The organism is Pseudoalteromonas sp. McH1-7 (genome assembly GCF_013366255.1).
GTDB classification, from domain to species: Bacteria; Pseudomonadota; Gammaproteobacteria; order Enterobacterales; family Alteromonadaceae; genus Pseudoalteromonas; species Pseudoalteromonas peptidolytica.
The window spans coordinates 12,309-37,449 of the sequence record NZ_JABWPQ010000035.1; the positions used below are offsets into that span (position 1 = coordinate 12,309).

26 protein-coding genes are annotated in these 25,141 nt (G+C 42.2%); 16 read left to right on the forward strand and 10 right to left on the reverse strand.

The window, feature by feature from the left end:
• From secB to HUZ36_RS20030, 3 genes are all read right to left on the reverse strand, one after another.
• Positions 1 to 486 (reverse strand): protein-export chaperone SecB, encoded by a 486-nt coding sequence (gene secB / locus HUZ36_RS20020; protein ID WP_125253312.1) that lies wholly within the window; start codon positions 484 to 486, stop codon positions 1 to 3.
• 89 nt (positions 487 to 575) lie between these two features.
• Positions 576 to 833: a glutaredoxin 3 gene (gene grxC / locus HUZ36_RS20025; protein ID WP_176033795.1), complete on the reverse strand. Its 258-nt coding sequence runs from the start codon at positions 831 to 833 to the stop codon at positions 576 to 578.
• Between the two features lie 12 nt (positions 834 to 845).
• A complete protein-coding gene (locus HUZ36_RS20030) occupies positions 846 to 1,277 on the reverse strand; it encodes a rhodanese-like domain-containing protein (protein ID WP_125253314.1) in 432 nt (143 codons plus the stop codon).
• Between the two features lie 275 nt (positions 1,278 to 1,552).
• Between HUZ36_RS20030 and gpmM the strand changes: the two genes are divergently transcribed.
• The 5 genes from gpmM to HUZ36_RS20055 all read left to right on the forward strand — a co-directional run bounded on the left by gpmM (position 1,553) and on the right by HUZ36_RS20055 (position 6,810).
• Positions 1,553 to 3,094 (forward strand): 2,3-bisphosphoglycerate-independent phosphoglycerate mutase, encoded by a 1,542-nt coding sequence (gene gpmM / locus HUZ36_RS20035; protein ID WP_176033796.1) that lies wholly within the window; start codon positions 1,553 to 1,555, stop codon positions 3,092 to 3,094.
• A 12-nt stretch (positions 3,095 to 3,106) separates the two neighbouring features.
• A complete protein-coding gene (locus tag HUZ36_RS20040) occupies positions 3,107 to 4,252 on the forward strand; it encodes a murein hydrolase activator EnvC family protein (protein WP_176033797.1) in 1,146 nt (381 codons plus the stop codon).
• Positions 4,253 to 4,290: 38 nt separating this feature from the next.
• The gene (locus HUZ36_RS20045) at positions 4,291 to 5,502 is read left to right on the forward strand and encodes a S41 family peptidase (RefSeq protein WP_147390161.1); all 1,212 of its coding nucleotides are present in this window, start codon (positions 4,291 to 4,293) and stop codon (positions 5,500 to 5,502) included.
• Positions 5,503 to 5,583: 81 nt separating this feature from the next.
• A complete protein-coding gene (locus HUZ36_RS20050; RefSeq protein WP_176033812.1) occupies positions 5,584 to 6,327 on the forward strand; it encodes a divergent polysaccharide deacetylase family protein in 744 nt (247 codons plus the stop codon).
• Positions 6,328 to 6,336: 9 nt separating this feature from the next.
• Positions 6,337 to 6,810, forward strand: coding sequence for a GNAT family N-acetyltransferase (locus HUZ36_RS20055; RefSeq protein ID WP_176033798.1), 474 nt, complete (start codon positions 6,337 to 6,339; stop codon positions 6,808 to 6,810).
• Positions 6,811 to 6,831: 21 nt separating this feature from the next.
• On the opposite strand, the gene HUZ36_RS20060 is transcribed toward HUZ36_RS20055, so the two are convergent.
• A complete protein-coding gene (locus tag HUZ36_RS20060) occupies positions 6,832 to 7,485 on the reverse strand; it encodes a DUF2987 domain-containing protein (protein WP_176033799.1) in 654 nt (217 codons plus the stop codon).
• A gap of 137 nt (positions 7,486 to 7,622) precedes the next feature.
• On the opposite strand from HUZ36_RS20060, the gene HUZ36_RS20065 reads away from it, so the two are divergent.
• Positions 7,623 to 8,042 (forward strand): CBS domain-containing protein, encoded by a 420-nt coding sequence (locus tag HUZ36_RS20065; RefSeq protein ID WP_125253319.1) that lies wholly within the window; start codon positions 7,623 to 7,625, stop codon positions 8,040 to 8,042.
• 48 nt (positions 8,043 to 8,090) lie between these two features.
• Here HUZ36_RS20065 and pepB read toward each other — a convergent pair whose 3' ends face one another.
• On the reverse strand, positions 8,091 to 9,386 hold the full coding sequence (gene pepB, locus HUZ36_RS20070) for an aminopeptidase PepB (RefSeq protein WP_176033800.1): 1,296 nt from the start codon (positions 9,384 to 9,386) through the stop codon (positions 8,091 to 8,093).
• Positions 9,387 to 9,463: 77 nt separating this feature from the next.
• Here pepB and sfsA point away from each other — a divergent pair, with 77 nt between their 5' ends.
• The 10 genes from sfsA to HUZ36_RS20120 all read left to right on the forward strand — a co-directional run bounded on the left by sfsA (position 9,464) and on the right by HUZ36_RS20120 (position 18,001).
• A complete protein-coding gene (gene sfsA, locus HUZ36_RS20075; protein ID WP_176033801.1) occupies positions 9,464 to 10,183 on the forward strand; it encodes a DNA/RNA nuclease SfsA in 720 nt (239 codons plus the stop codon).
• A 174-nt stretch (positions 10,184 to 10,357) separates the two neighbouring features.
• Complete coding sequence (gene dksA / locus HUZ36_RS20080; protein ID WP_017216564.1) at positions 10,358 to 10,801, forward strand: RNA polymerase-binding protein DksA; 444 nt, start codon at positions 10,358 to 10,360, stop codon at positions 10,799 to 10,801.
• Between the two features lie 10 nt (positions 10,802 to 10,811).
• Complete coding sequence (gene gluQRS, locus HUZ36_RS20085) at positions 10,812 to 11,759, forward strand: tRNA glutamyl-Q(34) synthetase GluQRS (RefSeq protein ID WP_176033802.1); 948 nt, start codon at positions 10,812 to 10,814, stop codon at positions 11,757 to 11,759.
• A 167-nt stretch (positions 11,760 to 11,926) separates the two neighbouring features.
• A complete protein-coding gene (gene pcnB / locus HUZ36_RS20090; protein ID WP_176033803.1) occupies positions 11,927 to 13,246 on the forward strand; it encodes a polynucleotide adenylyltransferase PcnB in 1,320 nt (439 codons plus the stop codon).
• On the forward strand, positions 13,247 to 13,729 hold the full coding sequence (folK, locus tag HUZ36_RS20095) for a 2-amino-4-hydroxy-6-hydroxymethyldihydropteridine diphosphokinase (RefSeq protein ID WP_128730534.1): 483 nt from the start codon (positions 13,247 to 13,249) through the stop codon (positions 13,727 to 13,729).
• Between the two features lie 20 nt (positions 13,730 to 13,749).
• Positions 13,750 to 14,544 carry a 3-methyl-2-oxobutanoate hydroxymethyltransferase gene (panB, locus tag HUZ36_RS20100; protein ID WP_176033804.1) on the forward strand — a complete coding sequence of 265 codons (795 nt, stop codon included), beginning with the start codon at positions 13,750 to 13,752 and terminating at the stop codon, positions 14,542 to 14,544.
• Between the two features lie 293 nt (positions 14,545 to 14,837).
• Entirely contained in the window at positions 14,838 to 15,686 is an 849-nt protein-coding gene (gene panC, locus HUZ36_RS20105; RefSeq protein WP_176033805.1) for a pantoate--beta-alanine ligase, read from the forward strand.
• Between the two features lie 9 nt (positions 15,687 to 15,695).
• Positions 15,696 to 15,926, forward strand: a complete 231-nt coding sequence (locus HUZ36_RS20110) for a hypothetical protein (RefSeq protein WP_128730531.1) — start codon at positions 15,696 to 15,698, stop codon at positions 15,924 to 15,926.
• A 461-nt stretch (positions 15,927 to 16,387) separates the two neighbouring features.
• Positions 16,388 to 17,581: a porin gene (locus tag HUZ36_RS20115; RefSeq protein WP_125253327.1), complete on the forward strand. Its 1,194-nt coding sequence runs from the start codon at positions 16,388 to 16,390 to the stop codon at positions 17,579 to 17,581.
• 12 nt (positions 17,582 to 17,593) lie between these two features.
• Complete coding sequence (locus tag HUZ36_RS20120; protein WP_128730529.1) at positions 17,594 to 18,001, forward strand: phosphate ABC transporter substrate-binding protein; 408 nt, start codon at positions 17,594 to 17,596, stop codon at positions 17,999 to 18,001.
• A 357-nt stretch (positions 18,002 to 18,358) separates the two neighbouring features.
• On the opposite strand, the gene HUZ36_RS20125 is transcribed toward HUZ36_RS20120, so the two are convergent.
• From HUZ36_RS20125 to HUZ36_RS20145, 5 genes are all read right to left on the reverse strand, one after another.
• Positions 18,359 to 19,981, reverse strand: coding sequence for a methyl-accepting chemotaxis protein (locus HUZ36_RS20125; protein WP_128729649.1), 1,623 nt, complete (start codon positions 19,979 to 19,981; stop codon positions 18,359 to 18,361).
• Positions 19,982 to 20,187: 206 nt separating this feature from the next.
• Entirely contained in the window at positions 20,188 to 21,156 is a 969-nt protein-coding gene (locus HUZ36_RS20130) for a PstS family phosphate ABC transporter substrate-binding protein (RefSeq protein ID WP_125253330.1), read from the reverse strand.
• A 77-nt stretch (positions 21,157 to 21,233) separates the two neighbouring features.
• Positions 21,234 to 22,562 (reverse strand): phosphate regulon sensor histidine kinase PhoR, encoded by a 1,329-nt coding sequence (gene phoR, locus HUZ36_RS20135; RefSeq protein WP_125253331.1) that lies wholly within the window; start codon positions 22,560 to 22,562, stop codon positions 21,234 to 21,236.
• Positions 22,563 to 22,612: 50 nt separating this feature from the next.
• Complete coding sequence (gene phoB / locus HUZ36_RS20140) at positions 22,613 to 23,302, reverse strand: phosphate regulon transcriptional regulator PhoB (protein ID WP_010378755.1); 690 nt, start codon at positions 23,300 to 23,302, stop codon at positions 22,613 to 22,615.
• Positions 23,303 to 23,611: 309 nt separating this feature from the next.
• Positions 23,612 to 24,565 (reverse strand): porin, encoded by a 954-nt coding sequence (locus tag HUZ36_RS20145; protein ID WP_128729650.1) that lies wholly within the window; start codon positions 24,563 to 24,565, stop codon positions 23,612 to 23,614.
• Positions 24,566 to 25,141 lie beyond the last annotated feature (576 nt).

Genomic DNA, 25,141 nt, shown 5'->3' on the forward strand with positions numbered 1-25,141 from the left:
TTATGCGTCAGCAGTTTGCTCAGGCTGTGCTTGTGCTGCACGTTGCTGCATATATTGAGCAAATAATGCGTCAAAGTTAACTGGCGCAAGGTTTAACTGTGGGAAAGTACCACGGTTAACTAGGCTTGCTACCGCTTCACGCGCATAAGGGAATAGGATATTAGGGCAGAAAGCACCTAGCATGTGCGCCATTTGCATCTCTTCAAGGTCAGCAATTGCGAAAATACCAGCTTGTTGAATTTCACATAAGAATGCTGTTTCTTCACCAATTGTTGCTGTTACTGTCAATGCTAGTACAACTTCGAATACGTTATCATCAAGCTTGGCAGAACGAGTGTCCATGTCTAGCTTAACTTCTGGCGTCCACTCTTTTTGGAAGATAGCTGGCGAGTTTGGTGTTTCAAAAGACACATCTTTAGTGTAGATGCGTTGAATATTAAACTGTGCACCTTCTTGTTGTTCTGCTGCTTGGTTTTGTTCTGCCATGATTATTTCCTAAATTCTGTTGTGTTTCTGCTAATTCATTAACAGTCATTATTTAAATTACGTTACGCAACTTATCGCTCTTCAATCAATTATGCTTGCAATAAATTGTCGAGCTCGCCTCGCGCTTCAAGCGCCATCATATCGTCACATCCGCCGATATGGCGTTCAGCGATAAATATTTGTGGCACGGTGTGTCCACCATTCGCTTTTGCTATCATCTCATCACGAAGTTCAGGTTGTGCACCAATATCATACTCCGTGTATTTAACACCTTTGGCGTCCAATAGCGCTTTTGCACGGTGGCAAAATGGGCAATAGTCTTTGGTGTAGATCACGACTTGGCTCATCATATACCTCGATTATTTTCCGTTAGAGATTGGTAAACCCGCATTTTGCCATGCGCCAATACCGCCAGATAGTACAAATACTTGCTCGAATCCAGCTTTGTGCATGTTATCAGCCACAGCGGATGCTGTCATACCCGTATTACAGACTAATATAATGGGCTTCGATTTATGTTTTTCAAGACCAGCAAAATCTTTTTGCTTAAGCTTTTCAGCATTCACTTGTTCAGCTCCCGCAATATGGCCTTGGTTAAATTCTTTTACCGCTCGCATGTCAAGCACTTGACCTTCTTGACGATTTACTAACAAAGTAAGCTGCTGAGGGTTAATCTGTCTGATTTTAGAGAATTTGCTCTTAAACCAGCTGTTCAGTAGCATCGCGGCTAACACAATCCAAATAATGCTAAGTACCGGATGGTTACCTAAAAACGCAACGTATTGTTCCATTAATTTTTTCAACCAAAAGTTTTCAAATCATTAAGTGGCAGCAAGTATACCCTCTTTATTCTCGACAAAACAGACTTGTTCACATCCGCAAATATCAATTTGTATGCTGATAATTCATCACTGTGGGGCTGAATATTCATACAAAAACAGGTATTCTACTGTCAACAACCAGAGCAGCTTATATCAAGTACCGCAGTATAATTTTTCAATATTATTGCTGGTTTCTAGTTATGAGCCATCAACATCGTGCCTAATTCAGGATTTCAGGAGCGCAAATGACAGCTAAGAAAAAGCCATTGGTATTAATGATTTTAGACGGTTGGGGCTATCGCGAAGAAAGCGAAAGTAACGCTATTTTGGCAGCCAATACCCCAGTATTAGACGAACTCTGGCGCTCAGCTCCTCATACCCTAATCTCAGGGTCTGGTCTTGATGTCGGCCTACCTGATGGCCAAATGGGTAACTCTGAAGTTGGCCACGTAAACCTAGGTGCAGGACGTGTGGTTTATCAAGACTTCACTCGCATTACCAAAGCAATTGATGATGGTGAGTTTGAACACAACCCCGCACTGGTTGAGAATATCGACAAAGCGGTTGCTCAAGACAAAGCCGTTCATCTAATGGGACTTCTAAGTCCAGGTGGTGTTCACAGTCACGAAGACCATATTGTTGCAGCGATAAAATTAGCCGCTGAGCGCGGAGCCACTGTATATCTACATGCCTTTCTAGATGGCCGTGATACGCCGCCACGCAGCGCACAAGCGTCAATCGAAAAGATAGAAGCCCTGATGCAGTCTTTAAATTGTGGTCGACTCGCTTCTATTGTTGGTCGCTACTACGCAATGGATCGCGACAACCGCTGGGATCGCGTTGAATTAGCCTACAATCTAATGGTCGGTGGTGAAGCTGAATTTACCTACCAAAACGGTGTTGAAGCATTACAAGCTGCCTACGCACGCGATGAAAATGATGAATTTGTAAAAGCATCTATTATCGCTGCTGAAGGTGAGTCTGCCGCGACTATCAATGATGGTGACACAGTTATTTTTATGAACTTCCGAGCTGACCGAGCGCGTCAGATGACCCGTGCTTTTGTTGATGCTGACTTTAATGGCTTTGAAAAACGCAAAGCGCCAAACCTAAGTGCTTTTGTGATGATGACGGAGTACGCTGCCGACATTAAAGCACCTATCGCTTTCGCGCCCGAAGCTTTGGTCAATGTCCTAGGTGAATGGCTAGCTAAACACAACAAAACTCAGCTACGTATCTCAGAAACAGAAAAATATGCTCACGTTACCTTCTTCTTTAGCGGTGGTCGTGAGGACTTATTTGAAGGGGAAAAACGTGAGCTTATTCCTTCACCACAAGTGGCCACATACGACTTACAGCCTGAGATGAATTCAGAAATGCTAACTGATAAATTAGTGTCAACTATTCATAGCGGTGAATTCGACGTGATTATTTGTAACTATCCAAATGGTGATATGGTTGGGCACTCTGGTGTATTCGAAGCTGCTGTAAAAGCATGCGAAGCCGTAGATAAATGTATTGGCCGTGTGGTTGCTGCGCTAAAAGAAAGTGGTGGTGAAGCATTAATAACAGCAGATCACGGCAATGCAGAGCAAATGCTTAACCCGAAGACAGGTCAAGCTCATACCGCTCATACCAGCGAGCCTGTACCATTTATTTATGTTGGTCGTGATGCAGAGCCACAAGCAGGAAAAGCACTAAGCGATGTTGCGCCGACAATGCTACATTTACTTGGCATGGAGCAGCCTAGCGAGATGACGGGCACTCCAATAATGCGTTTAAAATAGCGGCTTAGCTTTATGCCGTTAAAAACGACGCTCTCTAATGCTGCACTACTCAGTGCAGCATTATTAATGTTAATAGCTCCTGTTAGTGCCAATGAGTCACGCACTAAGCAAGATTTAAGCGAAGTACAGCAGCAGCTTAAAGCCAGCCAACAAGCGCTCGAAAAACAGCGCAGTACAATTAAGTCACAAGAAGCTAAGCTCAAAGCGTTTGAACTTGATATAGCAAAAAGTGCCAAAGCAGTCTCGCTCACTGAAGCCGGTATTAAAGAGAATAAAACAGAGCAAACGACATTAGAACGACAAAAAGACGCTCTTTTAAGTGATAAAAGCAAGTTTGAAAAGCAGCTCGCAGCTCAGTTAAAAAGCGCTTACATGACTGGCTCTCATGATTACTCAAGAATGTTACTCAATCAAGAGCATGCAACCAAGCTAGAGCGCACGATTGCTTACTACGATTATTTAAACAAAGCCAGAATTGAGCAGTTAGAGCAGCTTAAAGTCGTTCGCCAAGCCTTAGCCAATACCCAAGCCGAACTCACACGCAGCCAGTCCCAGCTTGAGGCGCTGAGACGTCATCAAAAAGAACGCCTTGAAGCTCTGAGAAAAGCCAAACAAGCACGGCAGAGTCAACTTGCGGACTTACACAATCAACTCAAAGAAACGCGTTCAGCAATAGCCTACCTCAAAGAAAATGAGCAAACTTTGATCCAAACGTTAGCAGAGCTTGCTAAAGCTCAGCAAGCTGCCGAAATACGACTAGATGGCTTGGCGCAATTAAAAGGCAAGCTACAGCTACCGGCGAAAGGGCGTATTCAACATCGATTTGGCCAACGTAAGCATGCTGGAATGAATTGGAAAGGCGTACTAATAGGAGCAAAAGAAGGTGCAGACATAACCAGTGTCGCTCCAGGGCAAGTCGTATTCGCCGATTGGTTAAATGGCTTTGGCTGGGTCATGGTACTGGATCATGGTCATGGCTTTATGAGTCTGTACGGTCATGCCCAAACACTGTTGTTTGATGTTGGCGATCAAGTTCGCAGTGGCGAAGTTATCGCTTTAGTTGGACAAAGCGGCGGACAAAGAGATCCTGGTCTATACTTCGAGATACGGCATAAAGGAAGCGCTGTCGATCCGATAAAATGGTGCAGATCCAGTTAACTGATTAACCCGTGCTGCACCTTGATGAGGAGCAGCACATGAATAGACAAACTCGTTTCTATGCGCTTGCGGCACGCTATGTCGCACTGTTAGGTATTTTACTGTTACTAAGCTTTAGCGCGCTAAGTCAAACACCTGCAAAAAAGTTTTCCGCTCAAGAAATGGATGAGATCCTTTATCATATCCATACCTATTACGTTGAGGATTTACCACTTAGTCGTTACAACCAAAGTAACCTTTCCAGTTTGTTTGACAACCTAGATCCTTACTCTAAATATTTAGATTCAGAAGAATTAGAAGCCATATTCAGCGCTGCAAACGGTCGCTATACAGGGCTTGGTATTGAAGTAGAAGAACAAGGGAATTATGTAACCATTGTAGATACGCTCCCTAATTCTCCGGCAGAGATAGCTGGTATTGAGCGCGGCGATAAGCTCTCATTGATTAATAACATTGACGTCACCGGAAAGACAATAGCCGAAGTTTCCGCGCTACTAAAAGCTGCTAACAAAAACCAGCTGCAGTTGGTGGTACTAAGAGGCTCAAGCGCAGTCAATATCGCATTAAAACGACAAGAGATCGTGCTCGAAAGTGTTGCCAGTAAACTACTCAAAGATGGCACCGGTTTTTTGAGTGTAAATAGCTTTAATCACCATACGTACCACGATGTTGCAAGACAAATAAACTACTTACAGTTGCAATATGGTGACGCCTTGAAAAAGCTCGTCATTGACTTAAGAGATAACCCAGGTGGAACTTTAAACAGCGCGGTTGCAATATCAGATTTATTTCTGGACAGTGGCACAATAGTCACAACTAAAGGGCGCTTCTTCGATGCTAATCAAGCCTACTTCGCAAGACAAGGAGACATACTCAATGGTGCCCCTATTGTGGTGTTGATAAACAATAACTCAGCCTCTGCTGCTGAAATATTGGCAGCTGCGCTAAAGGATAATAAACGAGCACTGGTTGTAGGGTTGCGCTCATATGGTAAGGGCTCAGTGCAGTCTCTGATCCCTATCGGAAATGGCACCACCGCACTAAAATTAACCACAGCCAGATATTATACGCCCACAGGGACATCAATAGAGGGCACGGGTGTAGAGCCTGATGTATATTTCACCAAACAAGCGCTTTCCCTGCTCGATAAAAGCGCTATAATCACTGGTGAAGAATCCATCAAAAAAAATGGCATTGAACAACTTGCATCACATTGGCCAAAGGCGTTTGCATTAGTTCAATCACAATAATGAAAAGCCGCTAAGTAAGGCGGTAAACTACAACAATAAGATCGTGTGCTAATAAAAATTATTGGGTTAATGCTGGCCTGTATAACATTCGCAGTGCCAGCAAAACAATTTGCTATTGTGATTGATGATATTGGAAATCATCAACGTGATTTAGAATTACTCTCTCTACCAGGTGGGATCACTTTTTCGATTCTGCCTCATACGCCTTATTCTCAGCAATTTGCATTTGCCGCCAGCCGTCAACAACGAGAACTCATGCTGCATGTTCCTATGCAGGCAAAAGACCCTAACAAGACATTAGGGCCCGGCGCTTTAACGGTAGGTATGGAAAAGTGGCAGCTACAAATGACACTTGGTAACGCATTATCTACCCTGCCCCAAGTAAAGGGTGTGAATAATCACATGGGGTCAGCATTAACAGAACAAATTGATCCCATGAAATGGACGATGGAAATACTAAAAAAACGTAGCCTATACTTTTTAGATAGCCGTACCACCAGCCACAGTCAGGCGCAGTATGCAGCCAACCTATATGGAGTAAAAAACATCGCTCGACAAGTCTTTTTGGACAATGATGTATCCGCTGTTGCACTTAATACCCAGTGGCAAAAAATGCTTAAATTACTTGAAAGCCATCAACAAGTTATTATTATTGCACACCCATACAAGGAAACAGCTGCATTCCTTGCAACCAAATTAGCTGAGCTTGAAAGTACTGACATCGAATTAGTTCCTGTGTCTCAACTGGTTGAACAAAAATACGTAAGACTGGTGGAAACTGCTGAGCAACATGCTATTTCCGGACAATTACGACTTCAGGAATAAAGACTAACAATGATTACCATCAGACAGTTTCAATGCGGCGAAGAAGCCGTATTACGTAAGCTTATGTTTGACACGATACGCTCTGTCACTATCAAGCATTACTCCGATAACCAAGTCAAAGCATGGGCACATAGCGACATAGCTGATGAGAGCTGGCAAGACCGATTAAGGAGTAATCAGCCCCTTGTGGCCGTGCTGAACGGTAAAATTGTTGGTTTTGCTGATATCCAAGCTAACGGACTGATTGATCACTTTTTTTGTCATGCAGAACATCAAGGCCAAGGCATAGGGAAAGCACTTATGCTCGCACTTTTAGAACACAGCAGAACAACCAACATAACGCGCTTATTTTCCCATGTTAGCAAAACGGCTAAGCCTTTCTTCGAGCGTTTTGGTTTTGATGTGATAAAAGAACAGCAGGTGAATGTTCGTGGCGAAGTGCTAGCTAATTACCTAATGGAAAAAGTTATGCCTACCCGCTAGCAGGCATAGAAGCCCTCTTCTCTAGTCAATGGGCGCAAACTGTTTTGGTAAAACACTAAATTGCAAGGATGGGTTTTGCTGCACCCATTTTTTCTTGTTAGGAATTTGGATCTTAAACTCATCATCCGTCATAAACTGTTGAGTTTTACCTTTTGCATCCACAAACTGAATTGATGCAGGTTCAGAAAATGTAAATTCCAGTTCATCAAAATTAGGAGCAAGCCAAGACAAACTGCCTGCCATCAGCTCAACAAAAGCGTCCATATCCTCCAAAAGGATAAACAAATCGCGATATTTAACCTGCTGTCTAGTCAGCGGCGCTATATCGGTATTAACCATAATCGCAACAGCGTCTTTTTCTTGGTTGATCACTAAGTTGACTTCATCTGCGCGGGGCTGCGGTAGAATAGGCAAATCGATATTGCCATCTTTATCTATGATGCCATTGGCAATGACTTTACCATCGTGCTCGAGCCAAAGTTTAACCTCTTCTAGTTTGAGCTCAGGCTGCTTCACTTCCACGGTAAATTTAGACAAGATATATTGCGACTGCGCTTTGTTGGCAATAAAATCTAGAATTTTATTAATTTCGCCATATTCCACACTTCGCTCGGCTGCAAAAACTGAGCTGCAAAGCAAACTCGCGACAGTACCTAACATCAGTAACTTTTTCATCGGGTTATCCTTTTTATTGTTATTTTAATAAGAACTAAGGCACGACAAATAGTTCAAAACTTGATCTCAATGCCGTACATTAAAGTCGAATCAAGCTACACTCAATGGTAAGACTGTGTAGTGAAAAGGAGTAACCAATGACTCAAACCGTAGCTGATTTAATGACACCAGATCCATTCGCCGTTAGTGCTGAGAATACCTTGCAAGATGCGCATAACTTAATGAAAGAGAAAAATGTTCGTCATATTCCGGTGATTGACCAAAGCGGTACTTTGGTAGGCATGCTGACTCAAAAGATCATGATTGCCAAAGTCATGGGAATTATGGCCACCTATGGCGCAAATGCACTAGCTCGTAAAGAAAAGCAAACTAAAGTTTTGGATATTATGGCAACAGATTTTGCAAGTGTGCAACCGGATCAATCACTACAAGATGTGGTACGTTTTTTTGTTGATAATCGACATGGCTGTATGCCGGTGGTAGATAAGCAAAACAAGCTGGTTGGCATACTCACATCTTCAGATTTTGTTCGTCTGGCTGCGGCACTGCTGTCTTGAAAATAATGAGGTTGCTCCATGAGCGGAGCAGCCTCAGTTGGTAAGCCGTTATGCTTTTTCTTGCAATGTTCTTGCAACCGTTCTCATACCAAGCGTTGTGGCACCAGCAGACCATTGACCGCCAGCACTATTCTGGAATGAAGCAGCAAGATCAATATGCACCCAGCCTTGACCTTCATTTGGAACAAAACGAGATAAGAAGCCAGCTGCATTAGATGCACCTCCAAAGCCGCCACCTTTTTGTGAACGACTGTTTGCAGTATCAGCGTATGGTGATGGGCAATTATTTTGGTGCCATTTTTCAAGCGGCAGTGGCCATGCAGCCTCAAACTCCTCGCTAGCGTATTGCTGTACATCATTGACTAATGCTTTATCAAGTCCAAAAAGCGCGTTGTACTCTTGGCCTACGGCGACTAATGCAGCCCCTGTCAGCGTAGCTGCATCAATGATAAGTTCAGCGCCAGTTTCACCAGCAGCCATCAAGCCGTCAGCAAGTACCAAACGACCCTCAGCATCAGTATTCACGATTTCAACTGTGGTACCATTTTTATATGTAAGAATATCACCTAATTTATAAGCGTGACCTGAAATAAGGTTCTCAGCGCAGCATAAGAATAGCTTAACTCGACGGTCAAAACCTCGCTGGATAGCTAAAGCTAATCCTGCTGTTACGGTAGCTGCACCGCCCATATCGCACTTCATTGTAAGCATGCCTTCGCTTGGCTTAATTGAGTAGCCGCCCGAATCAAACGTGATCCCTTTACCAACCAACGCAGCACTCACTGGTGCCCCGTCATTCCCTGTTGGATTATAGTCCAGTTCAAGCAATACAGGAGGGCGCTCACTACCGCGTCCAACTTCATGAATACCAATCCATTGCTGCTCTAATAGCGCATCACCTTTAATGATCTGGTAGCTCACATGCTCAGGAGCAAGAGACTGAATAAACTCAGCCGCTTTACCCGCCAGGCTCTCAGGGTAAATATCTTCCGCAGTGCCATTGATCATTTTACGCATCCAAGTGGCTGATGACTGCAATGCAGCAAGTTCTTTTAGATCTGACTGATCATTATCAGCAAAAACCACACCATCTAGTGCTTTAGGTGAGACAAACCCCTGATAAAATGCCCATTGTGATTCAGTGCACCACAACTCACCCTCAAGGTGTACTTGTTTAATTCCTTGCTGAGCGATACTACGTGCCGCTTTTTGGATATTTTTTAGCGTTTCATCTTGTTGCAAATGAATTGAAGCACCGTCCTTTTCAAACGACAGGGCCGCACCCGCTGATAAATATGCGGGTTTTGCTGCTTCGCTCAGTCGTACAATAAATTTCTCTGACATTCTATTTTTCACTCTTGTGCTTATACCTGTGCTTAAGTGTACACTAGCCCTTAAATTCACCCAACTGAAAGCGACCAATGAACTTTTCTAGCCAATTACAGCAAGCCACCTTATTAAAACGCTACAAGCGCTTTCTCGTTGATCTACGTACCGCTGATGGCGAGGAATTTACCGTGCACTGTGCCAACACGGGGAGAATGACGAATTGTGCTGACCCAGGGTTTACTGCCTATTACTCAACCAGTGACAACCCCAAGCGAAAATATATTCACTCCTTGGAGCTTACCCAAGATCAAGTGGGTCACTTTATTTGCGTCAACACAGTCGTGGCAAACAAAGTTGCCGTTGAAGCAATAGAGCGCGGGATAATCACGCAGTTAAACGGCTATGATACGCTGCAAACAGAGATAAAGTACGGTGCTGAAAATAGTCGCATTGATATTTTATTAAGTAGCAATGAAAATGGACAACCTCCACACTTATGCTACGTTGAAGTAAAGTCTGTAACTCTACTCGAGCAGCAGCAAGGTTTTTTTCCCGATGCTGAAACGGCAAGAGGCCAAAAGCATTTAAGAGAATTAATCCAAATAAAACAACAAGGCCACCGTGCTGTGCTACTGTTTGCGGCTCTACATACCGGAATTAAGAATGTGAGACCCGCAGCCCATATTGACCAAAAGTACGCAGCATTAATAAAAGAAGCAATCTCTCATGGGGTTGAAATTATCGCCTACCGAGCACACGTTGATGATCGCCAAGTACAATTAATTGAAGAAATTCCTTTTGACTGCGCTTGACTTTTTTCATGCCGCCCACATATAGCCGTGATAGTTTTCTCCCCCAAAAGGCTAAACTTTGGAAAAAGAGGCTGACATTCGCACTAAAAAAGTGTTTGCTAAGGGGTAAAGATTTTGCTATTTATACCCGCCGGCGAAAGCTGGGGTTATGTATTAAGGATTTAGGAGAATGGTATGCCAGACCAGAAAAAACTAGGGTTATTGGCTCAAGCCGGTGTAGAACCTTATCAAGAAAAGCCAGGCGAAGAATACATGAATGAAGCACAACGTGCTCATTTCAAAGCAATATTAGAAGCATGGCGTGCCGATCTACGTAACGAAGTAGATCGTACTAAAACACACATGCAAGATGAAGCGGCAAACTTTCCTGATCCTGTGGACCGTGCAGCGCAAGAAGAGGAGTTTTCTCTTGAACTGCGTACTCGCGACCGCGAGCGTAAGCTAATCAAGAAAATTGAGAAAACACTTCAGCTAATTGAAGATGACGACTTTGGTTTTTGCGAATCATGCGGTATTGAAATTGGTATTCGTCGCCTTGAAGCGCGACCAACTGCCGATTTATGCGTAGATTGTAAATCTCTCGCAGAAATTAAAGAAAAACAACAAGGCAGAGGATAACCTCAGCTCTGTGTCCCCAAGCTTAAAGCAATCTGGGAGCTATCGCGGTCGATTTGCTCCCTCGCCTTCTGGGCCGCTTCATTTCGGATCTTTAGTCGCAGCGTTAGGCAGTTACTTAGATGCAAAAGCCAATCGTGGTCAGTGGCTCGTTCGTGTTGAAGATATAGACACGCCAAGAGTGGTATCCGGTGCTACCGAAAATATATTGGCAACTCTTGAAGCATACGGCCTTTATTGGGATGAAGAGGTTGTCTATCAATCTCAGCGCCACACTTTATATCAGTCTTACCTTGATGAATTAACATCCAACGAGCTTGTTTATGCGTGCCAATGCACCAGAAAACAGATTAAAGCCATGGGTGGATTTTATAATAATCATTGCCGTGATCTGAACTTAAGTCTGCAAGGCAATGCACTGCGCTTACAGCAGCGCTTTTCTGTTACCGAGTTTAATGACAAGATACAAGGTGCTGTCGTTATTCCCAATGCGATTGCCCATGAAGATTATATTACTAAACGTCGAGATGGTTTATTTGCTTATCAGCTAGTGGTTGTTGTGGACGATATTGAACAACAGGTTAGCCATATCGTACGAGGAGCCGACCTTTTAGCACCTACCGCTAGACAAATTAGTTTGTTCCAACAGCTAAACCAGTCTGTACCTGAGTATGCACATCTTCCACTTGCTGTAGCAGCTCCGGGCTTCAAATTATCAAAACAAAATCATGCACCTGCAATTGATACTCATCACCCACTCCCGACACTCCATGCCGCGCTACGGTATTTGAATGTACCTGTAGGCTCAATGGCTGACTATCAAAATATTGACGCGTTGCTAGAACATGCTGTCGATGTTTTTAACCTTAATTCCATCCCTAAAGCACAAGAAATTCAACTAAACTCATTAGAAAATGGTGAATTTGCTTTTCGCCCGCTGTTTTCAAGTACTTCAATTTAGTCTCATTTGAGTATATGATAGCGAGCCTTAAATGTGACCTGTTTTAACACCAAAGCAGGGCTTTATAACCACTAAAATCGAAAACTTGATTGCTCAGGAGACGAGTTATTATTTCCAAGCTTGTAAACTTTTGCCGCCAGTTCGTAACTGGAAAAGGCGATGAGACGGTGAAAAAGACCAGCCCGACACCTGTGATTATTCCTCGCAGCGAGCATGGTATATCTCGTAAACAATTTAGCCCTAATGCTATCAAGGTACTGTACCGATTAAAAGATGGTGGTTACGACGCCTATTTGGTTGGTGGCTGTATCCGAGACATTATGCTCGGAATAGAGCCTAAAGACTTTGATGTAGTAACGAACGCGACACCAGAGCAAATTAAAAAATTATTTCGTAACTGTCGCTTAATTGGCCGCCGCTTCCGCCTTGCACATATTGTGTTTGGCCGTGAAATTATCGAAGTGGCAACGATGCGTGGTCACCACCAAAGCGACGATTCTTGTGCAACTACCAGCCAAGCAAGCGAACATGGACAGCTCTTACGTGACAATGTTTACGGCAGCATAGAAGAAGATGCAGAGCGTCGCGACTTCACCATTAACGCGCTTTATTATTCTATTAATGATTTTACATTAAGAGACTTTGCCGGTGGTGTTAGCGACATTAAGGCACGCAAAATTGAGCTAATTGGCGATCCTGAAACGCGCTACCGTGAAGATCCCGTACGTATGCTCCGAGCTATTCGATTTGCTACAAAGCTAGGAATGGAAATAGCAACACCAACGCGCACACCGATCAAAGACTTGGCACCATTGCTGGGTCATATTCCCGCGGCACGATTATTTGAAGAAACACTCAAGCTATTTCTCAATGGCAAGGCAGAAGAGAACTTTCTGCAAATGCGTGAATACGGCTTATTTTCTCAGTTGTTTCCTGCACTCGACAAAATTTTAGCAAGACCTGAAAGTGAATTTGAACGTCGCTTTATTCAACAAATGTTTGCCAATACGGACAGCCGTATTAACGCCAATAAAAAAGTGACCCCTGCTTTTATTTATGCAGCACTTTTATGGTTTCCAATTTTAGAGAAAAGCCATGCTTTAGCCGCAGATGGAATGAATGAATACGACGCGTTTATGCAAGCTATCAATCACATACTTGCTGATAACGCGAAGCATGTTGCGGTTCCCAAGCGATTTACTTTGGGTGCTCGCGACATTTGGCATATTCAGCAACGCTTGGATAAACGTGCGGGTCAACGTGCCTATCGCTTAAGTTTACAGCCTAGATTCAAGGCCGCTTATGACTTCTTGTTACTGCGTGTAGAAAGTGGCGAACAAGATCAATCTGACCTTGCAACATGGTGGACTGAATATCTTAAAAGCGATGTCAATGGCCAAAAAGAGATGGTGCGCAATTTAGGTAGTCAGAACAAACCAAAACGTCGCCCACGACGAAAACCAAAAAGAAAACCAAAAGAAGATTAAATGAATACTGCGTACATTGGATTGGGCGCAAACCTATCCGAACCGATGACACAACTACAGCGAGCGCTAACTGTGCTCGCCTCTCACCCTGCTTTATCTGTTATTCATCACTCTAGTTTATATGGCTCCAAGCCTATGGGGCCTCAAGATCAGCCTGACTATGTTAATGCAGTAGCTAAGTTGGAAACATCTTTAGCTGCCGAAGCATTATTAGATGTTCTGCAACAGATAGAACTTGAACACGGAAGAGTACGAAAGTCAGAACGCTGGGGACCACGCACTCTTGATTTGGACATTCTGCTTTTCAATGAGGAAATCATTGCGAGTGAGAGGCTGGTTGTGCCACATTATGGCCTAACGAAGCGAGAGTTCGTCGTTTATCCATTATTAGAAATTGCGCCAACACTCAAACTACCTGATGGTACTACCCTTGAGTCTTTGGCAGAACAGTTACCACTTAACGGACTAACCATCCTTAATTAATTCAACCCAAGGGGTTCAATATGGCAAAAATTTCTGTATCAACACTTGCCAAAATGAAGCGTGAAGGAACAAAAATAACAGCCCTCACTGCATATGATGCAAGTTTTGCAAAGCTATTTCACGACAACGGTGTCGATGTCATCTTAGTGGGTGATTCTTTAGGTATGGTTTTACAAGGCGGTGAAGATACACTAGCTGTAACCACTGAAGACATCGCCTACCACACCCGCTGTGTAAGAGCTGGGAGTAAAGCGCTATTTGTGATAGCTGATATGCCTTTTATGAGCTATTCAGATCCACAGTCCACTTGTGAAAATGCAGCGAAGTTAATGCGTGCAGGTGCAAATATGGTCAAGCTTGAGGGTGGAGAGTGGCTATATGAAAGTATTGAAAAGCTCACACAGCAAGGTATTCCTGTATGTGGTCATTTAGGCCTAACCCCTCAGTCTGTTCATGTTTTTGGTGGTTTCAAAATCCAAGGCCGTGAAGCAGAACAAGCACAAAAGATGGTTGATGATGCAAAAGCACTAGAACGTGCAGGCGCTCAAATGATCGTGATTGAATGTGTACCTTCAGCACTAGCAAAGCGTATCACTGATGCAGTCTCGATCCCGGTCATCGGTATTGGTGCAGGAAAAGAAACTGATGGTCAAATCCTAGTGATGCATGACTTGGTTGGTATTTCTGCTGGGTATATTCCTAAGTTTTCAAAAAACTTTCTACTAGAGACAGGTAACATGCCAGATGCCGTAAAGAAGTTTTGTGCCGATGTACAATCGGGTGAATTTCCGGCAGCTGAGCATGAGTTTAATTAATATCAGCCAGCTTAATTAAACGATCTATTTTGAGGCGAGGAAATCTTGTCGATAACATGGCTAGCGCGCCTACTATCGCCAGGGTTCCTATATATATACATGCAGGCAAAAATTTTGCTACTTAATTGTTCTAAATAAAAAACTGTTAATGTAGTAGGTACCTAATTTTTTTCCTCAAACTGAGCGGATATTAAGATAAAATGATATAACTTGCGGTGTGCACTACTCACCGCTCACCCCCAATTCCAGCCCAATATTGAATTGGTACATTTATTTTTAAGTTAGAGTACAACATGCAATCAGTTACTGAGATAAAGTCTCTTCGAAGCCAAGTTAAAGCGTGGCGCCAACAAGGGTTAAGTATCGCTTTCGTACCTACAATGGGTAACCTTCATCGAGGTCACTTCTCTTTGGTAGAAAAAGCAAAAACACTCGCAGATAAAGTTGTCGTTAGCATCTTTGTTAATCCAATGCAATTTGGTGCGAATGAAGATCTTGATAGCTACCCTCGTACGTTAGAACAAGATAAACAGGGACTTGCAGAACTAGAAACCGATATTTTGTTTACCCCAAGCGTTGATACTATTTATCCCAGCGGACTGGAAGCACAAAGCTTTGTTGACGTCCCCGGTGTGTCTGAAGGTCATTGCGGTGGTGCGCGCCCAGGCCATTTTCGTGGCGTTGCGACAGTTGTCACTAAGCTATTTAATTTAGTCCAGCCAGATTTCGCCTGTTTTGGTGAGAAAGACTTTCAGCAATTACAAGTCATCAAAACAATGGTCAAAGATCTCTCTATTCCAGTTGAAGTCATCGGAGTGCCAACTCAAAGAGAGGTATCAGGACTTGCTATGAGCTCAAGGAATGGCTATCTCTCTGAGTCAGAAAAAGAAACGGCAAAAGTACTTTTTCAAGCACTGAAAAAGGCAGCTTCAGCACTAGAGCAAGGCGAAAAAGACTTTGATCTGATCATAAAAAATGCCACAGATATGCTACATAATGAAGGCTTAAAGTTGGACTATTTCAACATTTGTCAAAAAGATACCCTAAGACCTGCTACACTCGAAGATGATAGGCTGGTAATTCTTGCCGCTGCATTTCTTGGGAAAGTCAGGTTGATTGACAATATACAAGTTTCCCTTTAAGGATTTATGATGAAAACTGTGTTCATATTATTAGTATTAGCAACCACAATGCTTGGTTGTACGAGTACACTCTCACCTGAATTAAACCAATGTGCTCAACAGCACTATCAATGTGAACGCAGCTGTGAAATGCAAAATACACCAGAAACAATGTCATTACAGTTGTGTACAGATAAGTGCATTGAGCAGCATAATGCCTGTAAAATACAAGCCGAAAAAATCACAAAGAGCAAGCGCTAGCATACTCTTTGTGCTTCCTAGTTATCATTTCCCCAGCTTTATCATCATTTCTGCTATTTTTTATTCGTAACCTTGGAATAATTTACGATACAATTTGAGTGGTCAGATGAGGTGAGTGTATCTTATACCGATTATCTTAATTAAGTGGTCTATTTTGAGGCCAGAAAATCTTGTCGATAACCAGGCAAAAATTTTGCTATTTAGTTGTTCTAAATAAGAAATTTTTAACGCTGTTAGCGTCAGATTTACGCCTTCTAATTGAGCAAGTATTAAGTCAAATTAGTATTACCCTAATAATTGAAATTATGCGCTTGATTATCGCAGTTATGTATTGTTAGTAACTTGTTATTTCAAGTTTTTACACTAACCTCTAAGACAAAGTAATGTGAACTAAATCGGCGAATCACCCTTTATAGGTACACATTCTTAATATGACTCTTTGCAAAAAAATGGGAATCAATATGAAAAAATCAGCAATTGCTTTAGCGATAGCACTAGGCACAATAAGTTTCAATAGCGCTGCTGAAATCAGAATTAATGGTTTTGCCTCTATAATTGGCGGCCAAACGCTGGATAGTGATGATACACTTTTTGGTTACGATAACGATTTTGATATGGAAAATCGTAGCTTATTTGCATTACAGCTAGCGGCTGATTTGCAAGATAACCTTAGTGCTACGGCACAAATCGTCGGCCGAGGAGCAAATGATTTTGATGCAGAGTTCGAATGGGCATATTTAACCTATACTATTTCGGATTCCGCACAGATAAGCGCTGGTAAAATGCGAATTCCGTTTTATCGATATTCTGATTTTCTGGATGTAGGTTATGCTTACCGCTGGATAAAGCCACCTCAGTCTGTCTACAACCTCAGCTTTAGTACATATAACGGACTGAGTTACATTCACAATGCCACGTTAGGCCAGTGGGATAGCACAGTACAATTTGCATTGGGTAGCGTCGATGATGATATTATCGCAATTACTTATTCTGACGAAGCTGAGTTGAACAACACTGTAGGTGCCAACTGGACGCTTAGTCGTGATTGGTTCAGTATGCGCATGGCATATTTTGCTACAGAAGCGAGTATCAGTGCAGCAAACAGTCCAGAGCTTTCAGGGTTATTAGCGGGACTAGCGGGCTATGGTCTCACGCAGCAAGCTGAAGATTTAGCTGTCGAGAAAGACGATGCCTATTTTGCCGCATTTGGTATTTCTATTGATTACAATGATGTGTTATTTGATGCTGAATTCACACAATTCGAAGTAGACGATAGCATACTAGCAAAGCAGCAACAGTATTACGCTTCTGTCGGTTATCGAATGGATGAATGGACTGTACATTTGACTTACGAACACAACAAAGATAAGAATGCAAACGACGAGTTTAATTCTGTTCCACTTACGATCACAGCACCTAATGGTGTCACAATTCCTGTTACTACAGATCCAACTAATCCAAATGCACCTTACTTACAAACGCTTGTAAATGGCGCGCTTTCGGATGCCCGAGCTGAGTCTGAAACCTGGAGTGTTGGAGCGCGATACGACTTTCATCCATCAGCGGCATTCAAAGTTGAATTAAATCAATTTGACAACCAGCTAACGGATCAAAAAGTTGAATTGTTAAGCTTCGGTATCGATTTAGTATTCTAATAGAGGTCGCACATGATTAAGAAAATTATAACTTTAGGTCTGCTGCTGAGCAGTCAAATAGCACTTGCTGATATCGCCGTTATTGTTAATACAGCCAACAATACAAGCGTAGACGAGGCTGTGATAAAAAAGCTGTATCTTGGCAAAAGCAAGTCATTTGCTGATGGCAGCAGTGCAAACCCAGTCAATCAAGATGGCAATGCAACATTTGATGAGTTCAACGACAAAGTAATCGGTAAATCAAGTTCTCAGCTAAATGCGCATTGGTCTAAGCTCGTATTTACAGGTAAAGGGACACCACCAAAAAAACTAGCTAACGACCAAGCAATCATTGAATTTGTCTCAAAAAATGCTGATGCGATAGGCTATATTGACGCAAGCAAAGTGACGGACGCGGTCAAAGTAGTTGGGAAGTACTAATGTGGGTTAAGCGATTTAACCTGAGATTTGGATAAGACATGTTCCAACTCATTGTTGCTAAATCACAGCTTAGTTTTTTTACTTATCTAGCCAAAGAGTTTTAGGGAAACACCGCTTCCGCGTCCTGCTCTCGCTAAGGTATCTACATCCTGCAGACAAGGCAATTGGTATTACGCACCAATAGCGGGCTATTGGAAGTGAATTTAACTCAGTTAGCGCTAAAACTGGCCAGAATGATATTATGCCTATGAGCTTGGGTATTTTAGTTGATTAACTAACTTCTTACCCTGAGCTCAGGTTAAATAAAAAACAGCCACTTAAGTGGCTGTTTTTTATTTTGTGGTAGTTACATTGCCTCTATACTCTAAATTTAGAGGTTGCATCTTTTAAGTTATCCGACAACACATGCAGGTTCTCAGCAACATCCTGCACTTCATTTAGCGCTTGCATCGTGTCTTGGAAAGATTGGTGCATAGAAGTTACATTATTCACAACCATCGCAGCAACCGAAGTTTGCTCCTCTGTTGCTGCTGCAATCTGACCATTCATACTATTTATAGATAAAATTTGTTCGGCAATTTGCTCAATTGACTGTCCTGTTTGCGCAGCTGCTTCTGCATTATTAATGGCCATACTACTGGCACTTGTCATCGCCTTAACCGCTTGATTGGCAGCTTCTGTTAAGACATTGAGTAGTTCCCTGATCTCATTCGTTGACTTAGCAGTTCGAGAAGCCAGCTCTCTTACTTCGTCAGCAACAACCGCAAAGCCTCTCCCTTGCTCACCCGCTCGTGCAGCCTCAATTGCAGCATTGAGAGCAAGCAAGTTAGTCTGCTCAGCAATCGACGTAATAACATTAAGTATTTGTGTCACATTTTGAGTATCGTCAGCAAGCTTATTAATGGTTTCTGCCGCATGATTGATTTCTTCACTCAGAGCTTGAGATTCATTTACTGATACTTGTATTTGACGCTTACTCTGCTCAACTTCCTGCTCAGCAAGCTGAGCAGCATCAGATGCCTGTGATGCCGAGTTGGAGATATCACCAACACTTAAGCGCATCTCTTCCATTGATTGACGCACCACTTCAGCATCATGCGTTTGTTGGTTGGTAGCACCTTCCGCTTTTTCCATGCCTTTAACCAAGCGACTTGAGTCCTGCATTAACGGCTCAACTACATTCATCACTTCAACAACTGCCCCTTTAAGTAGGCCTACAAAATCATTAAAGTTTATTGATACTTGGCCAATCTCATCGTGAGATCGAACATTCAAAGTAGTAGATAATGACCCTTGACCTTGAGCGAGTAACTTAAGATTTTGGGCAGCATCTTTAGCTGAGTTACCTATCCCCCGCGCGATGATAACAGCGAGTAAAATCAGCACGATTAACGAGATAACAGCCACAATTAACATGATAGTTAGGGCATTTGAGGAGCGAGCTTCTGTATTTTGTAACAACTCAACAAAGCGGTCATTCGCATTTTCTTTGGCGGTCGTAAAATCTTTTACCAGTGCTTCATAAATTGCAGTTTTGTTTTTAGCGTCTTCTTGAATGCGGGTAAAATCAGCGGTTCCGTCAATCATGCCTGATGCAATTCGCTGCGCAATTTTTGCATACTGAGTAAGTTCATCTCTGTTATCTGATGGTATAAACCCACTTTGGATTTCATTTATTTTCTGCAGATTATCTTGGATCTGTTGCCGATGCTCTTTTGCTTTATCTAATAATTCAGCATCGCCAAAAGTGACCGCCTGCGTGAACAACTCATCTAAATTTTGTAATTTATTGGCATTCTCCGTTGTTAGGTTCAGGATTTTATATGTTTGCTGTTCCAGCTCATTAAGTGCCCTCTGATTAGAACTTATAGCGTTATAGTTAACAAACACGATAACCACAAAAGCGATAACCGCAACGAGCGTTATTGCATGGATCTTTTTGGTGATACTTAGATCAGCAAAAGCAGTACCTAGACTCATATATACACCTTTTGAAGTAAGACGAGTTCATTATCGACTGATTTATTATAAATTTTAACTAAATATAGAATATTTCCAGCTTTTTTGCTGCGTTAAGATGAATATTTAGACAAATTATTTAATAAGGGGACATTGAGTTGTAGCAACAAAAAATGCCGCATGAAAGCGGCATTAATAACAACAAGTACTTGGCTATTTGGTTGGGATTATAATAGTCCTAGCTTTTTCAGCTCACGCGTAGCCATTTCACTAGACATTGGCACATAGCCGTCTTTCTCTACGATTTTTTGGCCTTCTTTCGAAAGTACCATTTTTAAGAATTCGGCCTCAATCGGTGATAATTCTTTGTTTGGATGCTTGTTAACATATAGATATAAGAAACGCGACAGTGGATATTTTCCTTGGGCTACATTTTCAAGTGTTGCGTCAACATAATTCGTACCCTTTTTAGATAAAGGTACAGTACGTACACCCGAAGTTTTATAACCAATACCAGAGTAACCAATCGCGTTCACTGAAGAAGAGATAGACTGTACCACAGAAGCAGAGCCTGGTTGCTCATTTACATTATTGCGAAAATCACCCTTACATAATGCTTTTTTCTTGAAGTATCCATATGTTCCAGACACTGAGTTACGACCATATAGCTGGATGTCTTTGGCAGCCCAATCTCCAGTCAAGCCGATATCACTCCAACGATTTGCTTGCGCTTGAGCACCACACTTACGGGTTGATGAGAAAATCGAATCTACTTGCTCAATCGTTAGACCTTCGATTGGGTTATCTTTGTGTACAAATACGGCAAGTGCATCAATTGCTACACGAACTTCTGTCGGTTTATAACCATAGCGCTTTTCAAAAGCCTCAATCTCTTTTGACTTCATCTTACGACTCATTGGACCGAAGTTTGCCGTTGCTTCTGTCAATGCTGGAGGCGCAGTAGATGATCCTGCCGCTTGAATTTGGATGTTAACGTTAGGGTATATTCTTTTATACTCTTCTGCCCAAAACGTCATCATATTTGCAAGCGTATCAGAACCAACTGATGAGAAGTTTCCTGAGATACCGCTGGTTTTATTATACTCAGGTAACTTTTCATCTAATGCAGATACTTGAGTAGAAACTAATGTAGTAACGGCCACACCCATTGCGGCAACTAAGCTTTTAAATTTCATTGGGGTCACTCCAATTGTTGGTCCCAGTTATTTTACGCTGCTCATTGTGCAGCGATAAAATGACAATAAAATTACCTTTAAATTACACTTTTATGACTTTCATCATTTGTCATAAAAATGCGTTTTTGCTTTGAAAAAGAAAACCAAAATCGAGAACCTTCACCGACTTTACTCTCGATGCGAAGCGCTGAATCATGTCGAGAAAGCACATGTTTGGTAATAGCCAAACCGAGTCCTGAGCCACCAGTTTTTCTACTGCGTGCCTTATCGACACGATAAAAGCGCTCAGTGAGGCGATTGATATGTTCCGGTGCAATACCGTCACCATTGTCTATTACACAAAATGTTGGTTTTTCATCTTCAAGGTACCACCGCACATGGATCCGACCATTAGGCTTGGTATAGTGGATAGCATTAAACACTAAATTTGAGAATGCGCTACGCAATTCATCCGCCGCCCCTTTGATATCTAATGTCTGATCAATATCAAACGTTAGTGTATGTCCTTTGTCTTGGTTGAGAGACTTAGCCTCGGTGTGGATCAACTCTAACATAGCTGGAATATTGACAGCTTTATCATTATCTTGCTTCCTAGCTCCCTCGATGCGAGATAGAGAAAGTAGCTGATTGACGAGACTATCCATTCGTTTACATTGGTCTATCATGGTGCCATGAGCTTTAGCCCACATTGCTGGCGGAGGCATATTATCGCTGTCCATCATTTCTAAATAGCCAGCCATCACAGTTAAAGGCGTTCGTAGTTCATGAGAAACGTTAGCGACGAAGTCTTTGCGCATCTGCTCAAGCTGCTTTAGCCGACTCACATCCCGTGCCACCAGCATCAGCTGTTCAGCATAAGGCATAACTCGGATCTCCAATACTTGCTCATGTGCAAGTCCAGTGTCGAGCTCTAACGCTTCATCAAAACGATGCTCATTCATATACTTTACAAACTTGGGATCTCGGATAAGGTTATCTAGCCTCTGACCATGATCTGTCGGCCATTGTAATCCGAGCACTTTCAACGCGAGCTGATTACACCACACGATGCTCAAATCTTGTTGTAATACGACAACCGCATCAGGGATAGCTTCAGCGCCTTCTCGAAAGCGACGGATCAGCTCAGCTAATTCATTGCGTTTTTTACGATTTCGCTGTTGTAGCTGATATATCCCTTCAAAAACTTGCTCCCACGCTCCTTTGCCCTCAGGCGGATTGAAGCTGCGCTGGTTGATCAGCCAATCACTTAAACGATAAAGCTGCTTGTAATGCCAAACCAATAAAACGAAGGCACCAATGAAAAGAAATAGAAAAGGCGCACTGAGTAAATAACCAATAAGCGCTAAAGGTAAGAAATACAAAAACAGGCGTCTAGTTAACGCCTGCTTATCAATTACTCGATACATAAAGAAATCCATTTAGAAGCCATACAATATAGCTTCTTTTGGAGTACCAATTACAGTTTACTCGAAAAACGGTAACCTGCACCACGCACGGTTTGCACCAAACGATCATGGCCTAGAGGTGCAATCGCTTTTCGCAGCCGTCGAATATGTACATCAACAGTGCGATCTTCAACATAGACATTCGTTCCCCATACATGATCAAGCAATTGCTCTCGGCTGTAAACACGCTCGGGGTGTGTCATGAAAAAGTGTAATAATCGAAACTCTGTCGGTCCCATATCAAGCTCAGTACCAGCAGAAGTAACACGGTGGGATATCGGATCAAGGCGCAAGCCATGAACTTCTATTGCTTCTTCAAGAGAAGTGGGAGACACCCGTCGCATCACCGCTTTGATTCGAGCCATAAGCTCTTTTGGAGAGAAAGGTTTTGTCACGTAATCGTCCGCACCAACTTCCAATCCTTTCACTTTGTCTTCTTCCTCACCTCGCGCTGTAAGCATGATGATTGGTATCTGACGAGTGTATTCACTTTGCTTGAATTTTTTAGCGATTTGAATGCCACTGCCCCCAGGAAGCATCCAGTCAAGCAGTACCATATCGGGGTATGGCTCAACCATAGCAGCCACCGCTGAATCATAGTCTTCAGCTTCAATTGCTTGAAAACCATTTTGTTCTAATACAAACACCAACATCTCTCTGATCGGTGCTTCATCATCAACTACAAGTACTTTACGTGACATTCCCAATGTTCTCTCGTTACCGACGTTGTTGATGTCATTATTATGACTAACTATGACAGTTTTATGAAAGTGTAACGTGTAAACTGAAAACAAGCCAAAAAAATCTCTTTTTTCAGCGCAAAAAAGAATATTTTCAAAGTCATAAGTACATGTTATTAAATAAGATAATAAATTTATTTTTGAAGAATAATTATGTTTTTAAAATATGTACATTCATTTTGTTTTCGCTAATCATATGCCATTTAAAATAGAATAAACGTCAACCAAATACACATAAAAAGTACTGTCGATACAATATCTCGCTAAGTATTAAAAGTCATAACGTAATGTTACTGCCATTGCGTCGTGATCTTCATTATTATCAAGCGAAAACTTAGAGTACCAAAGATACATACGTGCTTGTTTACTCAAGCTTCTTTCGACTCCAAAAGACGTCGCATTTCCTGAATCCTTGAGCTTACCATTAGCACCGTCAGAGTCTTGATACTGAGCTAGTATAGTGTAAGCACTCACTTTATACGAGGCACTTATCATGTAGCTATCAACTTCATCATTACTGTCTATCGCTTCACTTTGTTGGTATATTCCCCCTACTTTAAAGCTCCCCAGTTTCCCCTGTACCGTAACACGATTTATGTCTTGTCCAGCGACCTGATTGTCATGAGCAACGGCAATATATATGCTTGTTTTCTTGAGCTTACTATCACCATAACTTGCAGCTAAAGACAGTCCATCCTCATCTTTTTGCTTGCTGTTCTCTTCAGCAATGTAACTCACAGTAAACTTCAAATGGTTTATTGCTGGTGTTGAATACTGCACGGTGTCGCCCAGTCGGTTTTCTCCAACAAAAAAAGAATTAATATCACCAGAAAAGTCATTCATTAAATCAACTTTGCCTTGGGACTTCTTCATTGCCGTGTCATCGCGGCCGATTAACAACTGGCCATATTTACCTCGGATCCCCAAATACTGAGATCTTGCCGTCAGGTTATCTCCAGACTTACCATCTTTATCTTGATCTGCGATCTCAACTTGAAATTCGTATTTATAAAAAACATCAATACCTTCGTTGATCTGTGTCGATCCTTTGAGCCCCATTCTTGAGTTATAACTTTCAATCGATGTGTCACTATCTCCATCTTTGTCAGTATTTTGTATGCCAACATGTGCTCGGCCATATACAGACACGGCGTCATTAGCATAGCCATACATACTGACGAAGCTGCCACAAAGCAAGATTGCACAGAGGTATTTCGTTTTCATAATTGATCACCTTGGGGATTAGTTGGGCGCAGTACAACAAGGTTTAGAAAGCAAGCGGCGAGAGTCAACTCATCACGTCCTGATCTCATATTTTTAAAGTTAGACTCTTTTAGCCACAGATCAAGAAAGCAAAAATGTAGGATCGTTATTTTATTAACTACTTCGAATTTTACGCTCAAGATCATTTTTTTACTAAGTGATCACTGCCGGGATCGCGCTCATACTAACTAAAACTGACTTTTACGCACATTCACTTAGTATAAAAATGATCCAGGATCTCATCGTTGATTGATCTCAGCACGTTAGACGACTTACTTGGTATAAAAATGATCCCGGCTGAAGTGAACACTAAGCGCGAAGTAAATTGGTTTTAAAGTTGCGGGAGAAAAAAGTAAGATATTGTTTTTATTGCTAATATAAATTTAATGTCACAACCATACAATACCTTTTAAAAATAGCTTTCCCCCAACACTGATCATGAAGAGCTGTACATAAGGCGAATTGACACCACAATTCTAGTACTACTAGCTACATCTACACTACCACAAGCGTCGATCATATCGGCTAAAACACCCA